We start from the raw sequence: 13,916 nt of genomic DNA, 5'->3' as shown, positions 1-13,916 counted from the left end.
CAACTGCGCGGCGGCCGCCGTGCCCGCCACCGCCACCGCCGGCCGCCGCGCAGTTGCCGCCCCCCCCGCCGTTGGCCAGGTTGCCGCGCCCGGTGGCGAGGCCGCTCCGGGACGCCGTGCCCGCCACGCCCTCGCCGCGCGCGGATCCGCCCTTGCCCTGCTCCAGCTCCAACGCCGTGCAGCCATTCAGGTCGGCTGCGTCAGTGCGGAAGACGCCGCCCGGGGAGCCCTGGCCATCCGCGTCGATGCGGCCATCGTTGATGACCTTCCCACTCACCAGCAGCGCGAGGATGCCGCCGGACTTGCCGTCCCACGGCGACACGGTGAGCCGCGCGCCCTCCTGGATGACGACGTCGGAGTACTCGGCCACGCGCACCACCTGGGCGCGCCCCGTGGCGTACGCGTAGCGCAGCGGCGCGGTCAGCGTGAGGAGAGCGGGCGTGGTGGACGTCACCTTCTCCACCCGCGCCAGCTCCCAGCGCCCCAGCGGGACCGACCCCGTCAGCGACACGGGCCCCGCGTTGCCCACGTCCGGCGCGGAGGCCAGGCCGGTGCTCTCGTGGATCATCACCAGGTCACCGGCGGAAATCTCGAGGCCGGACACGACCAGCTCCAGGCCCCCTGCCGCGACGCTCCTCCCCAGCGGGGCGTGGCTGCTCAGGGCGACGCCCTGTCCCACGGTGAGGCTGAGCACGCCGTCGCGTCCGGTGCCCAGTTCAAAGGAATCCGGCTCCGCGCGAGCGACCTGCGCCAGGAGCAATCCAACGATGAGAGCCAGCGTGATGCGCATGCCCGCATGGTGCCCCACCAGGCGTCCGGGGTCGAGGGAGGCCCCCGCTTCAGCGGGACGGAATCAGGTCCTGGAGCCCTCGCGCGTTGAGGGGCGCGAAGAAGGGCTGCCGCCGGAGCCGCCCCAGGGCGCGGCGCTCGACGCAGAGCAGTTGGAGCGAGTCCTCCCACTCCCCCAGCACCGCCACCGCGCGCACGTCGGCCGCGTCGCGGTACAGGTCGTTGAGGTTGTGCACGAGCGCGGACACGTCCTCCACCTCCCAGCGCTCCGTGACGTCGCCCGCCGCGACGTGCAGCTCCAGCGCGGGGCGCTCGCGCACGTCCACGACCTTGAACCTGCGGGCCGCGCCGCCCATGGCCGCGGTGAGGGGGCCCACCAGCTCATCCGGCCGGACGCCGTACCCCACGGTGAGCCCGCCCACGAGCAGGCCCGCGTCGCACAGCCGCAACAGCGACACGTGGGGAGGCTCGCCCTTCGGTACGAGCCCGGACGCGGCGGCGGAATCCTTGAGCAGCCGCTCGCGGTCGAGCGCATCCAGCAGGGAGGCCATGGCCGGGGCACCCTATCAGGGCTCCTCGCCCTCCCAGTAATCCACCTGCGCGTCCAGGGGCAGATACGCCATCAGCGTGCGCGCGGCCTTGTCACCTCCCGGCGCCGCGCCCGCGAAGACGCCCACCTTCTTCGAGTCCGGGTACACGAGCACGTCCGGCGCCTCCATGGTGGAGAAGCACAGGTAGCGCAGCGGCTCCGGGCCGTCGTTGATGAGCTGGTGCGCGCACTCCGCGCCCGGCGGCAGCGCGACGTAGTCCCCTTCGCGCACGGGCAGGGTCTGGGCTCCCAGTCGCATCTGCCCCGTGCCGGACAGGACATACACGGCCTCTTCATTGCCCAGGTGATAGTGCAGCGGCCACGAGCGGCGGCCCGGAGGAAGCTCCACGAGGCTGCACCCGAGCTTGCGCCCGTGCGCGGCGGCGCCCAGTTGCTTGCGCTTGAGCGCCACGCGGCTGCCGTGGGCGAGCTCGGTCCAGGGGACGTCTTCGGCGTGGATGAGGTGGGGCGAGGCCATGGTGGACTCCTGTTTCACGGGCGCTCCGCGACGAGCGCGAACACGCGGTGGGGAACGGACATCGGCTCCTGCGGGAAGCGCGCGGCGAGGAGCGCGGCCAGCGCGGCGTCGAAGCGGGCCACCTGCTCGGGAGCGAGCATCGCGCCAATCCGCGCGTTGGCGCGCATCCGTCCCCGCCACGCTTCGTGCGTGTAGGGCGTTAGCGTGTCGAAGGTGAAGGACGTGAGGGACTGGAAGCCGGCCACGCCCACGTCGCGGAACCACTGCGGGTAGATGCCCACGCCCTGGCCGAAGTGATCCACGGCCAGTTTGACGCGGGGGCTGAACTCCTCCACCAGGGCCTCGGTGGCCTCCAGCAGGTTGCCGGGCAGGGCCGTCCAGTCGAAGTGGCAGAGGATGAGCTTCCCGCCGGGCTTGAGCAGGCGGAAGACCTCGCGAGCGGCGGCGGCGCGGTCGAACCAGTGCCAGCACTGGCCCGCGAACACGCGGTCGAAGGAACCCGAAGGCAGGCCGGTGTTCTCCGCGGGCGCCTCACGGAAGTCCACGGTGAGGCCCTCGTCGCGGGCGAGTCGTGCAGCGGCCTCCAGCTGCGGCGCGGACACGTCCAGGGCGGTGACGTCGCAGCCGCGCCGGGCCAGGTTGCGCGCGACGGTGCCGGTGCCGGTGCCCAGGTCGAGCACGCGCAGGCCGGACGTGAGCACGCCGTCCTGTTCGAGCCGTGTGTAGAAGGCCTCCGGGAAGCCTGCCCGGTGCTTCGCGTAGTCCAACGACGTGCGTCCGAAGTCCACGTTCATGGTCGCTCTCCCCGCCTGGAATGGCCTCGCCCATGGGCGACTCAGCTCGACAGGAGGGTCCAGTCGAGTCGAGACTCCGCTCCAGGGAGGCACGCGAAACATGGTGCGTCGTGCAGGGGGACGTTCTCAATCTCGATTCGACCATCCAGTTGAGGAGGAGCTGCTGCGCGCGGAGGAGGCAGCGGCCCTGCTGGGGGTAAAGCGGGCGACGCTCTACACGTACGTGAGCCGGGGGCTCGTGCGCTGCGTGCCGGAGAAGGGCACGAAGGAGAACCGCTACCTGCGCGCGGACGTGGAGCGGTTGAAGACACGCCACGACGCTCGCGCGGGCCACGCAGCGGTGGCATCCGGGGCCCTGCGCTGGGGCGAGCCCGTCATCGACTCGTCGGTGTCGCGCATCAGCGAGGAGGGACTCTCGTACCGGGGCCACGACGCGGTGGAGCTGGCCACACGGGGGCACCGCTTCGAGGACGTGGCGGAGCTGCTGTGGACCGGGCGCCTGCCGCTGGAGTCCACGGCGTGGCCCGCGCCGGAAGCACCGTGGGACACCGCCGGGCGCACGGAGACGCTGACGCGCGGCACGCGTTCAGCCTCGGAGCGCGGCGCTTCCGCGTCCAGGGACGCGTTGCTCGTTTCTCCCGCCGCGCTCGCGGCCATGCTCCCGCGAGACACGCCACCTCTCTCCGCGCTCGCGGCGCTGGTGCCGCTCCTCGCCGCGAGTGACGCAGGCCGCTTCGCCGCGCCCGTGGAGCAGGACATGCTTCGCGCGCGGCGGATCATCCGCCACCTGGGCGCATGGGTTTGCGTGGCCCAGGCTCCCGGTCGCGTGTCGCGCGCGTTGAAGGAACCCACGGTGGCCGCGTCACTCGCCACGGCCTGGGACGCGAAGCCGAAGCGGACCGCGGAGCTGATCAACCTGGCGCTGGTGCTCTGCGCGGACCACGAGCTGAACACCTCCACCTTCGCGGCCCGCGTGACGGCCTCCTCCGGCGCGGACCTGTACGCGTGCATCAGCGCGGCGCTCGCGGCCATCTCCGGCCACCGTCACGGCGGCGCCTGCGACCGCGTGGAAGCGCTCATCGCGGAGGTCAGCCGCCCCGAGCGCGCCGCGCAGGTCGTCCACGGCCGCCTGCGCCGGGGCGAAGCCGTGACGGGCTTCGGCCACCGCCTCTACCTGAAGGGAGACCCGCGCACGCCGCCGCTCGTCGACGCCGCGTTGAGCGTGAAGCCCGAGGCACCCAAGGTCCGCGTGGCCCGCGCCGTCATGGACACCATGCGGGACGCTGGCCATCCCCCACCGTCCCTGGACTGGGGCCTGGTGATGCTCGCGGACGCGCTGGGCCTGCCCTCCGGCGCCGCCACCGTGCTGTTCAGCCTGGGCCGCACCGCGGGCTGGGTCGCCCACGTCTTGGAGCAGCGTGAACAGGGCCACCTGCTCCGCCCCCGCGCCCGCTACGTGGAGGCCCCCGCCCGGTAGCACCGTGAAACATTCCGCGCGGCTGTCACATGGCGTGCACGCCGCGCGGCTTTCCGTTTGGCGCTCCGGGCTCCCGTGCACACACTGGCGGCCCCGTGAGCACCTCCCGTCCGACCCTGCCCTATCCCGCCCTGATGTTGCTCGGCAACGTGGCGTTCATCGCCTCGTGGATCGTCATCCTCAAGCGCCCCGAGGGCTGGCAGCTCGTCGGCCCCGTCCTCCTGCTCCTCTTCCTGGCCCTGCGCGTGGGCGGCGTGTGGAAGTACGCCCTGAACCACCCGGACCCCACCGGGCGCACGAAGCGCTCCGCCGTCCTCTCCACCGTGCTCGCCGTGCTCGCCGTGGGCCTGTGGGGCTATACGTGGCTGAGCGGTCCGCGCTAGCAAACGAAACGGGCGCCCCTTCCGTGAGTGGAAGGCAGCGCCCGTCGTCACTTCCAACAGCGGGGAAGGCCCCGCGTCAGACGTTGAAGCGGAAGTGCATGCAGTCGCCGTCCTGAACGACGTACTCCTTGCCTTCCACGCGCAGCAGGCCCTTCTCCTTCACGGCCGACTCGCTGCCCAGCTTCACCAGGTCCGTCCACGCGAAGACCTCCGCCTTGATGAAGCCGCGCTCGAAGTCGGAGTGGATGACGCCCGCCGCCTGCGGCGCCTTGAAGCCCTTGTGGATGGTCCACGCGCGGCACTCCTGCTCGCCCACCGTGAAGTACGTCCACAGGCCCAGGAGCTTGTAGCCCTCGCGCACGACCTTGTGCAGGCCCGGCTCCGTCAGGCCGGAGTCCGCCAGGAAGCCGGGACGGTCGGACTCGGCGAGCTGCTGGATTTCCGACTCCAGCGCCGCCGCCAGCACCACCACGCCCGCGCCTTCCTTGGCGGCCATCTCGCGCACCTGCTGCACGCGCGGGTCGCTGTCTTCCTTGCCAATCTGCTTCTCGCTGATGTTCGCCACGTACAGCACGGGCTTGTCCGTCAGCAGGAACAGGTCCTGGATGGCCGCCTTCTCTTCGTCGGTGAGCTTCTGCGCGCGCACCGTGATGCCTTCATCCAGCTTCGCCTTGATGCGGTCCAGCAGCGCGACCTCGGCCTTCGCCTCGTCGCCCGCCTTGCCACCCATCTTGGTGTTCTTCAGCGAGCGCTCGCGGCGCTTCTCCACGGTCTCCAGGTCCTTGAGGCACAGCTCCGTGTCGACCACGTCCCGGTCCCGCACCGGGTTCACGCCTCCCTCGACGTGGGTGACGTTGTCGTCCTCGAAGCAGCGCAGCACGTGGAGCACCGCGTTCACCTGCCGGATGTTCCCCAGGAACTGGTTGCCCAGACCCTCGCCCTTGGACGCGCCGCGCACCAGGCCGGCGATGTCCACGAACTCCAGCGACGTGGGGATCTTCTTCAGCGGCTTCACGAGCGCCGACAGCTGGTCCAGGCGGTCGTCCGGCACCGGCACCACGCCCACGTTCGGCTCGATGGTGCAGAACGGATAGTTCGCCGCCTGAGCGCCCGCGGCGGACAGGGCGTTGAACAGGGTGGACTTGCCCACGTTGGGCAGACCGACGATGCCGATGGAGAGAGCCATGATGGATTCCTGGAACAGGCGGGCGCGGCGGAAGACTCCCGGCCTTTAGGCCGAGCGGCGGGTCGCCGTGGCGCTGGTGGCGCCGGGCAGGCCCTGCACGAACTGCTCGGCCAGCGCGCGGTGCTTGGCGTCGTCCATGCGCTCGTTGATGAGCTTGCCGGCCACTTCCATGGCCAGGTCCACGGCCATGGAGCGGACCTCCGCGATGGCCTTGGCCTTCTGGTCCTCAATCTCGCGGCGGGCGGACAACTTCAGCTCCTCCGCCTCCTTGCGGCTCTTGGCCATCAGCTCGTCGCGGAACTTCTCCATGTCCGCCTGCACGCGGCGGGTGGTCTCCGCGGCCTCGCGGCGGGCCTCGGCGATGGCCGTCTTCTGGTCGGCGAGCAGCTTCTCCGCCTCGGCGCGCTCACGCTTGGCGCTCTCGATGGCGTTGGAGATCTGCTTCTCGCGCTCCTCGACGAGCGACAGGATGGGCCCCCACGCCTTCGCCCGCAGCACCAGCAGGACGATGACGAAGGTGACGATGGTCCAGAAGATGAGGCCCGGACGGACCTCCACGAAGCTGCTGGCGGCGAGGACAGAGGGCAGGAACATGGCGGGTCCCGGTGAAGCGAAGAGACAGAGGGAGGATGCGGGAGACTTCAGGTGAGACAGGTGCTGCGCACTGCGAGCCGGAGCGCCGGCGCCCCTTCTTCCCGAAGCGGACGCCGGCTCCCGTTGCGACCTGCCGGCCTTACTGCTTGATGGCGAGCAGGATGCAGACGACCAGCGCGAACAGCGTGGCGCCTTCGATGAGGGCCGCGGCGATGATCATCGTGGTGCGGATGTCGCCACCGGCGGCCGGCTGACGGCCCGTGGCGTCCATGGCGGCGGCGGCCAGCTTACCGATGCCGAGCGCGGCGCCGATGATGGAGAGACCCGCGCCGATACCGGCGGCGAGGAAGGCAAGAGCGAGGTTGGTCATGGGAGCACGTCTTCTTTCGTGAGGCGGGACCCGCTTGTGGGGGGGTCGTGGGGGCCCTTTTGGACAACCTCCGGCGGCCTTTCGAACCGCCGGGTCTTCAACCGGGGCGCGCCGTCTTCCGACAGGCGCCCCGTCAACTTGTCAGCCCAGGTGGTGGGCCTTGCCGTGGTCGTGGCTCGCGCCAGCCTCGTGGTGCTCGTCGTGGTGGTGGCCCATGGCCACGCTCATCCCGATGAACAGCGCCGACAGCATGGTGAACACGTACGCCTGCACGAAGGCCACGAACAGCTCCAGCAGGTAGATGCCGAAGGCGAACGGCACGCTCACCAGCGCCACCGCGGGGTTGCGGAGCATGAAGATGAGGCCCAGCAGGAAGAAGATGACGATGTGGCCCGCCAGCATGTTGGCGAACAGACGGATGGTGAGCGCGAAGGGCTTGGTGAACAGGCCCAGGAACTCCACCGGAATCATGATGGGCCACAGCCAGGGGGCCACGCCGCCCGTCAGGTGCTTGAGGTAGCCACCGATGCCCGCCGCGCGGATGCCCGCCGCCTGCGTGACGAAGAAGGTGCACAGCGCCAGGCCGCAGGTGACCGCGATGTTGCCCGTGGCGGTCGCCATCCAGGGGAACAGGCCCAGCAGGTTCATGAAGAGGATGAAGAAGAACGCGGTGAGCAGGTAGGGCACGTAGCGGGGGCCCTCCTCCTTGCCGATGTTCTTGATGGCCAGTTCGTCGCGCACGAACAGCACGAGCATCTCGAAGAGGTTCGCCCCGGCGCCGCGCGGCACGAGCTTCGTCTTGTCGCGGTTGCTCCAGATGAGGAGGGAGCCGATGAGCAGCAGCGCCGCCAGCCACATCATCACCGTGTGCTTGGTGATGGAGAGGTCCAGGCAGCCGGCGCCCAGGCCCGGGTAGACCTCGCCGTGACCGCCGCCGTGCGGGTCGGCCACCGGCGTGCAGGCGCCCTCGCTCAGCGGGATGAGGATCCGCGGCAGGTGGATGGGGATGTGGTTGTGGCTGAGGGGGACCTCGAACTCGTACTCGTTCGAGTCCGCCACGTGGTGGAGGATGTAGCCGGCGACGTCCTCGCCCTCGGCGTCCTGGGCCTCGTTCGCGTAGCCGTGCTCATTGGCCTGGTCGGAGGCCCACACGGCGCCCGCGAACAGACAGGCGAACAGCACCATTGCCTTGCGCATCACTCGTCTCCGCCCGCCGTGTCTTTCGACGCGGCCATCACGTAGCTGACTTCAATCCACTGCAGCGCGAAGTAGACGCCGAAGAAGCCGCCCACGAACGCGATCGCGCTCAAACCCCGGGACACCACCCACGCCAGCCCGATCCCCAGGCCCACGCCCCTGAGGGCGAAGACCACACCGACCACCTTCAACGCCGCCTTCAAATCCGCCTGCATCGCCGCGCGCCGCTTCAGCACCAGCGCCAGCACACCCGTCACCGCCGCGATGCCCACGCCCAGGAGCGCGGCGACCCGGTCCTCCGTCACCTTCGGCAGCGCCGCCGCCACCACCGCGCCCACGCCCATCACCGCCGCCGCCAGCCCCGCGTGCGTCCAGAACGGGTCCCGCTTCGGCTGTCCACCCGTCCCCGTCACTTGCGCTTCCCCAGCCGCGCCATCGCATGGAGGAAGCCGTAGAACCCCACGCCAATCCCCACCAGGCTCAAGCCCAGGAGCAGCCAGGGCGACGTCCCCAGCCACCTGTCCAGGAAGTAGCCTCCCAGGACCCCCACCACCGCCCCGCCCACCAGCTTCCAGACCGCGGAGATGTACGGCTCCGCCGCCCGCATCTGCCGGGCCGTCTCGCCCAGCTCACTGCCCGGCGCGTCCGCCTGCTTCCGAGGCTCCTGGTCTGCCATGCGGACGCCTCACCAAACCCCGGAAAAGTCTTGGGTTTCCTTCACCAACCCCGGCCCCGCCCATACACGCGCGGGCGCCGCTTAGCACCGAATGAGCGGCGCGTGCAACCGGTACGGGGACGCGGGGCACCCCACCGCCAGCAGCGGTTGCGGCACCCGCAAGCGCAGCTACCACGGCGCCGGGGTCATGGGGGTGGTTTCTCCTCTGTAAAAGGGGCTCGAAGGAGCAGGCGTCCCGGGGGGCGCCCGGTGGATCAGCGGCGGCCAGGCCCCAGGGAGGTGACGGGCGGCCGGGCGGAGCGCCCTCCGTCTCTCAGCACCGGGCCTGGGGCATCGCCAGCTTGGCAGGGGTCACGTTGGCCGTTCATGCCCAAGGAGTCACGCATGCCGAAGCCGCTCGAACTCACCTCTCCGAAGTTCAAGGACGGGATGCCCATCCCCATCGCCTACACCGGCGAGGGCGACGACAAGGCCCCTCCCCTTCACTGGGAGAACCTCCCCGCCGGGGCCAAGAGCCTGGCCCTCATCGTGGAGGACCCGGACGCGCCGGACCCGGCGAACCCCCAGCGCACCTTCTGCCACTGGGTCCTCTACAACCTCCCGGTCAACACCCAGAACATCCCGGACGGGGCCACCCTGGACGTGCTGCCGGAGGGGGTGAAGCTGGGGCGCAACGACTTCAACCGGCAGGACTACGGCGGCCCCATGCCGCCCATCGGCAGCCACCGGTACTTCTTCAAGCTGTACGCCCTGGACACGGTGCTGCCGGACCTGAAGCAGCCCACCCGCACGGAGCTGCTCAAGGCGATGGAGGGCCACATCGTGGGGGAGACGCAGCTCATGGGCACCTATGAGAAGACGCACCACCGCAAGCACTGAAGGCGCACGGGGCACCTCAAGGTGACGGCAGCTCGCGCAGCATCACGGCGGGCAGGCCAGGCACCTTGAGGTACTCCACGCGCGTGGGCTTCGGCTCCACCGGGGGCCAGCCCGGCGCGTCCAGCGCGGCGAGCAGCGTGAGCACCGGATGGTCGAAGGACTCCACGCGCGGGCCTGACGCCGGCATCGGGGCAAGCCCCCACGCGAGCGACAGGCGCAGCCGTTCGCACCGGGCCAACTGGGGCACGTAGGCGGGCAGCCGCTGGAGGAGCTTCGCGTGCGGGGCGTGCTCGTCCGCCTCCAGGAAGCGGCAGTACGCGATGGCCTCCTCGCGGTTGAGCACTTCCGGCGGCACGTCCTGGAGGAAGCGCGCTCGCGGCAATCCCAGCTCCGGCCGCTTCGCTTCGTCCACCCAGGGGAGCTGTTCGCGCACGCGCTCGGTGCGGTGGAAGTCCATCATCCGGCCGGCGCGCTCCACCACCACCGGCTCCACCCGCTGGAGTGCCTCCGCGTCCAACGGCGTCAGGCCCAGCGGGGCCAGGGCCGTGGGGGCATCACGGCGCCACGCTTCACGGAAGCGCGGGTCCACGTGCAGCCGCGCCAGGACTTCCAGCGTTCGTGGGTAGCTCATGCCGCGCTCGCACCGCAGCGCTGGAGGATGGCTCGCGCGCGGGCCAGCTCCTCCACCAGCCGCGCGAAGGGAGGAAAGCCGCTGTCCATCTCGAAGTTCACCCCGCGCACCGGGCTGCGTGGCGCGACGTATTCCAACAGGCGCCACACCTCCTCCGGAGACGGCGCGGAGTGGCTGTCCAATCTCAATCCCTCCATCGTGACGCCGCCGGCCAGGTGCACCTGCACCACGCGCTCCAATGGCAGCCGGTCCAGGAAGGCATACGGGTCGAACCCGTGGTTGACCGCGTTGCAATGGAGGTTGTGCAAATCCAACAGCAGTCCGCAGTCCGCGCCCTCCACCACGCGGCGCAGGAACTCCGCCTCATCCAATGTGTTGAGCGGCGTGTGGAAGAGATACGCGATGTTCTCCACCACGAAGGGCACGTCCAGGTCCGCTCGCGCCGCCTTCACGTTGCGCACGCACGTGGCCACCGCCTCCTCCGTCAGCGGCACCGGCGTCAGCGCGCGCAGGGGCAGGTTCCCCACGCGCGTGAAGCACAGGTGGTCTCCATGCCAGACGCTCTTCGTGAGCTGGCGGACGCGCTTCAAGCCGTCCCGGTAGCCGGGCGCGTCCACGCCGTCCGAGCCCACCGACAGCTCCAGGCTGTGGCCCACCAGCGGATAGCGCTTCGCGAGCAGTTCCAGCCGCCGCTCCGAGTCCGGCGTGAGCGGCAGGAAGTGCTCGGGCGTCACCTCCAGCCAGTCCACGCCGGGGTTGCCGCGCGCCAGGTGCGGATTGAGGTCCCAGCGGTAGCTGAGCCCCACGCCCAGGAAGGGAAGGCCCATGGCTTCAGCCCTTGCGCCGCGCCATCACCTGGAAGTGCTGCCCCAGGACGGCGAAGCCCTCGTGCGCCAGCTTCTCCTGCAACGCCAGTATCTCCTCGCGCGCGGCCCACGCATCCCACGGCTTCTCCGCGGTGCCGCCGTGCGAGGCCGCCATCGCCTTGAGCATGTCGAAGAACATCACCGGCTTGCCGAAGATCTCCAGCAGCTCCGCGCCCGCGTCCGCCACCGCGCGCTCCAGCTCGCGCACCGTGAAGGCGTGCACCGGCAGCCCGTACGGGCACGTCGTGCGGCCGTCGTGGAGCGTGCGGAAGGCCTCCTGCGGCTTGTTCATCTTCAGGTAGCCGGAGAACGCCTCGTAGCGGTTGTCCACGCCCAGCACCACCGGCGCGCCCGGCTTCGCCACGCGCACCAGCTCCTTCACCGCGCGCGGGTACGCGTCCAGGCAGTACGACACCGGGTCGCCTTCGCAGAAGACCAGGTCGAAGGCCGCGTCCGGCAGCTCCAGCGCCGCGACGTTCCCCTCCACGAAGGCCACGCGGTCCAGCAGCCCCTTCGCGGCGAACTGGGCCTTCGCTCCGTCCAGCATGCCCGGCGAGATGTCCAGCACGGTGACGTGGTGTCCGGCCTCCGCGAAGCGCGTGCCGAACTTGCCGCCTCCGCCGCCCGCGTCCAGCACGCGCCAGGCCGTGCCGTCCTTCGGCAGCAGCGCCTCCACCGGCTTCCAGGTGAGGTGCTCGTACGTCAGCCAGAACAGCTTGATGGCCGTGGCGTCCGGCGCGCCCTGGTCGTACTTCGGGGACACCTCGTCGTAGCGGCGCTTGAGGCTCTGCGGATCGGCGGAGGTCATGCGGATGGCCCTTGGACAGGTCAGTAGTTGAAGGAGATTTTCGAGAGGATCCGCCGCTCCTGGGAGCCGCCGAAGGGCTGATCCGTGTAGACGAGGAAGATGTCGCTCCACTGGCGGTAGTGCCACCCCACCATCGCGTCCAGGAACGTGCCCTTCACGGAGTTGTAGTCCGCCAGCTCGTACACGCCGCCCTTCTGCAAGGTCAGGCGCGCGTAGAGGTCCGGGCTGAAGTGGTAACGCAGCTGCGCGTAGCCGGAGAAGCTGTAGCCGTCCCCGGACGTGCCGTAGAGGTCGCTGTTCGTCGGCACGTTGAAGTTGCGCGTGTAGAAGCCGCTGAAGCGCGCGACGATGTGCGGTCCAATCTTCATGTTCACCGCGCCGTTGAAGCCGCGGATCTCCCCACCCAGGAAGCGGCCGGCGACGGCCGTCAGCGTGTAGCTCTGCCAGTCGTGCGGGAACAGGGTGAAGCCGAACGTGCCCAGCCGGTCCCGGAAGCCCAGGTTGTCGTCGTAGATGCCCTCCAGGTAGAGCGCGAAGTCGTGGTGCAGGTAGGGCTGCACGTTGAGGCGGTTGCGCCAGCGGGTGCGCTCGCCCTCGTGGTTGCGGCGCCACAGCGAGTCCCACGTCACGTCCAGCCGGGGCAGGAAGCGCCACCCGGGGAACGGGTTCAGGAACAGGCGCGAGTTGTAGCCCTGCTTGTCCACCACCGGCGTCCAGCCCAGCGGGTTCGCGTAGTTCTTCCCGATGTCCTCGAACTGCAACCAGAACTCCGACAGCGTGTCGAAGCGGTGCAGGCCCACGTGGTACGCGTCCGAGTCCTCGTTGCCCAGCGGGCTCCAGCTCTTCAGCGCCTGCGCCTGGATGAAGAACTCCTCGAAGAGGTGGAAGTTGCCGTCCACGCCCACCGTCTGGAAGTCCGAGTCCCCGAACAGCCCGCCCCGCCCGCTGCGGTTGAGCGCCACCACGGAGATCATCGACCGCTTGCCGATGTCCTGCTGCAAGCGGATGACGCCGGAGTTGACGTTCTCGAAGACCTCGCGGCCGTTGGCGTCCCGGCCGGTGAGGTCGCGGTGCTGCACGTCCATCAGGGAGAAGCTCAAGCCCCCCAGCTTGCCGGTGAGCTGCAGGCCGCCCCACACCCGGTCATGCGGCCGCAGCGCGATGCGGCGCGAGGTGAAGACGTTGATGGGCGCGATGAAGAGGTGCTCGCTCTCCGTGAAGAACGCGCGGCGCTCCGGCAGCAGCGGCATGTCCGTGTCCAGGAGGAGGAAGCTCTGGTCCGCCTCCGCGTCGCTGAAGTCCGGGTTGGCGGTGAGCTTCACCGCCAGCCAGGGCGTCGGGTCGATGCGCGCGTCCGCGCCCACGTTGGGACGGAAGACGCCCCGGTCGTCCGTGGTCTTGAGCGCCACCGTGGTGGCCACGTACGGGGTGATGCTGAAGATGGAGCGCGGCTTGATGCCCTTGAGCCCCTCCAGGTGCGGGTAGCGGCTCACCTTCGCGCTGTTGACGCCGTCCGGCGTCCAGTTGCTCCACTCCTGGTTGCGCGACTGTTCGCGGTCCAGGAGCATGCCGAAGGAGATTTCGTCCTTCGTCTCGAACTGGAAGTTGGCGAACGGGATGCGCACCTCCGAAATCCACCCGTCCTTCACGATGGTGGACTTCGTCTCCCACTCCCCGCGCCAGTTGGTGGAGAACGCCTCGCCGTCATCCACGATGCGCCCGTCGGTGCGCACGCCCAGCGGGTTGGTCCAGAAGTAGTACGCGTTCCGGTGGTCCAGGAACGTGTCCAGGATGATGGTGATGTTGTCCTCCTGGTGGAGGAACCCCTCGTTCTGCACCGTGTAGCCGGTGATGCGCTCCGGCTTGGAGTCGATGCAGTGGAAGAGGAAGTACAGGTTGTCCTGGTCGTAGAGGATGCGGACCTTGGTGTCGTCCGGCGCGGGCTTGCCGTAGTTGACGCGCGTGAGGTACCAGCCGGAAATCTCCGGGGCCGCCTGCCACGCGGGCTCGTCCCCCTTGCCGTCGATGGTGATGGTGTCCTGCGTCCGCGTCGCGGTGACCTTGTACGTCGAATCAGCGTGCCCCAGCGTGGGCACCAGCGCGGCCAACAGCGCGGTGCCCCAGCGACACACGTGGCGAAGGGGGCTCATCCAGGCTCCGAGGTGGGGGTGAGGGCGGCCACGGGGGCCGGTTCAGGAG

Annotated in this window: 16 protein-coding genes and 1 pseudogene; 3 read left to right on the top strand and 14 right to left on the bottom strand. The window is 69.9% G+C overall.

Annotated features, from left to right (window positions below):
• The 4 genes and pseudogenes from D7W82_RS33485 to D7W82_RS33470 form a co-directional block, all read right to left on the bottom strand.
• Positions 1-790: pseudogene (locus D7W82_RS33485) on the bottom strand (hemagglutinin); the annotation flags it as partial.
• Positions 791-839: 49 nt separating this feature from the next.
• Entirely contained in the window at positions 840-1,340 is a 501-nt protein-coding gene (locus D7W82_RS33480; protein ID WP_120622199.1) for a hypothetical protein, read from the bottom strand.
• 15 nt (positions 1,341-1,355) lie between these two features.
• On the bottom strand, positions 1,356-1,856 hold the full coding sequence (locus D7W82_RS33475) for a cupin domain-containing protein (RefSeq protein ID WP_120622198.1): 501 nt from the start codon (positions 1,854-1,856) through the stop codon (positions 1,356-1,358).
• Positions 1,857-1,870: 14 nt separating this feature from the next.
• Positions 1,871-2,650, bottom strand: a complete 780-nt coding sequence (locus D7W82_RS33470; RefSeq protein ID WP_120622197.1) for a class I SAM-dependent methyltransferase — start codon at positions 2,648-2,650, stop codon at positions 1,871-1,873.
• Positions 2,651-2,750: 100 nt separating this feature from the next.
• Between D7W82_RS33470 and D7W82_RS33465 the strand changes: the two genes are divergently transcribed.
• Positions 2,751-4,127 (top strand): citrate synthase, encoded by a 1,377-nt coding sequence (locus D7W82_RS33465; protein WP_120622196.1) that lies wholly within the window; start codon positions 2,751-2,753, stop codon positions 4,125-4,127.
• A gap of 95 nt (positions 4,128-4,222) precedes the next feature.
• Positions 4,223-4,510 (top strand): hypothetical protein, encoded by a 288-nt coding sequence (locus tag D7W82_RS33460; protein WP_171426637.1) that lies wholly within the window; start codon positions 4,223-4,225, stop codon positions 4,508-4,510.
• A 76-nt stretch (positions 4,511-4,586) separates the two neighbouring features.
• Here the strand turns inward: D7W82_RS33460 and ychF are convergent, their stop codons facing one another.
• The 6 genes from ychF to D7W82_RS33430 all read right to left on the bottom strand — a co-directional run bounded on the left by ychF (position 4,587) and on the right by D7W82_RS33430 (position 8,533).
• Positions 4,587-5,696, bottom strand: a complete 1,110-nt coding sequence (ychF, locus tag D7W82_RS33455) for a redox-regulated ATPase YchF (RefSeq protein WP_120622194.1) — start codon at positions 5,694-5,696, stop codon at positions 4,587-4,589.
• A 45-nt stretch (positions 5,697-5,741) separates the two neighbouring features.
• A complete protein-coding gene (gene atpF, locus D7W82_RS33450; protein ID WP_014400381.1) occupies positions 5,742-6,290 on the bottom strand; it encodes a F0F1 ATP synthase subunit B in 549 nt (182 codons plus the stop codon).
• Between the two features lie 139 nt (positions 6,291-6,429).
• Positions 6,430-6,660, bottom strand: coding sequence for an ATP synthase F0 subunit C (locus D7W82_RS33445; protein ID WP_120560834.1), 231 nt, complete (start codon positions 6,658-6,660; stop codon positions 6,430-6,432).
• A gap of 141 nt (positions 6,661-6,801) precedes the next feature.
• The gene (atpB, locus tag D7W82_RS33440; protein WP_120622193.1) at positions 6,802-7,857 is read right to left on the bottom strand and encodes a F0F1 ATP synthase subunit A; all 1,056 of its coding nucleotides are present in this window, start codon (positions 7,855-7,857) and stop codon (positions 6,802-6,804) included.
• A complete protein-coding gene (locus tag D7W82_RS33435; RefSeq protein ID WP_120622192.1) occupies positions 7,857-8,270 on the bottom strand; it encodes a hypothetical protein in 414 nt (137 codons plus the stop codon). The genes atpB and D7W82_RS33435 overlap by 1 nt, the downstream gene beginning before the upstream one ends.
• Positions 8,267-8,533 (bottom strand): AtpZ/AtpI family protein, encoded by a 267-nt coding sequence (locus D7W82_RS33430; RefSeq protein ID WP_120622191.1) that lies wholly within the window; start codon positions 8,531-8,533, stop codon positions 8,267-8,269. Before D7W82_RS33430 ends, D7W82_RS33435 begins: the two co-directional genes overlap by 4 nt.
• 384 nt (positions 8,534-8,917) lie before the next feature.
• Here D7W82_RS33430 and D7W82_RS33425 point away from each other — a divergent pair, with 384 nt between their 5' ends.
• Positions 8,918-9,412: a YbhB/YbcL family Raf kinase inhibitor-like protein gene (locus tag D7W82_RS33425; RefSeq protein ID WP_120622190.1), complete on the top strand. Its 495-nt coding sequence runs from the start codon at positions 8,918-8,920 to the stop codon at positions 9,410-9,412.
• Between the two features lie 16 nt (positions 9,413-9,428).
• On the opposite strand, the gene D7W82_RS33420 is transcribed toward D7W82_RS33425, so the two are convergent.
• Genes D7W82_RS33420 through D7W82_RS33405 form a run of 4 tightly spaced genes read right to left on the bottom strand, consistent with a single transcriptional unit; the run spans position 9,429 to position 13,867 of the window.
• Positions 9,429-10,043 (bottom strand): hypothetical protein, encoded by a 615-nt coding sequence (locus D7W82_RS33420; protein WP_120622189.1) that lies wholly within the window; start codon positions 10,041-10,043, stop codon positions 9,429-9,431.
• On the bottom strand, positions 10,040-10,870 hold the full coding sequence (locus tag D7W82_RS33415) for a DUF692 family multinuclear iron-containing protein (RefSeq protein WP_120622188.1): 831 nt from the start codon (positions 10,868-10,870) through the stop codon (positions 10,040-10,042). Before D7W82_RS33415 ends, D7W82_RS33420 begins: the two co-directional genes overlap by 4 nt.
• A gap of 4 nt (positions 10,871-10,874) precedes the next feature.
• Positions 10,875-11,717 carry a class I SAM-dependent methyltransferase gene (locus D7W82_RS33410; RefSeq protein WP_120622187.1) on the bottom strand — a complete coding sequence of 281 codons (843 nt, stop codon included), beginning with the start codon at positions 11,715-11,717 and terminating at the stop codon, positions 10,875-10,877.
• 20 nt (positions 11,718-11,737) lie between these two features.
• Entirely contained in the window at positions 11,738-13,867 is a 2,130-nt protein-coding gene (locus D7W82_RS33405; protein ID WP_120622186.1) for a carbohydrate binding family 9 domain-containing protein, read from the bottom strand.
• Positions 13,868-13,916 lie beyond the last annotated feature (49 nt).

This window comes from Corallococcus sp. CA049B (assembly GCF_003611685.1).
Taxonomy (GTDB): Bacteria; Myxococcota; Myxococcia; order Myxococcales; family Myxococcaceae; genus Corallococcus; species Corallococcus coralloides.
This window is presented reverse-complemented; position numbering and strand designations above follow the sequence as displayed.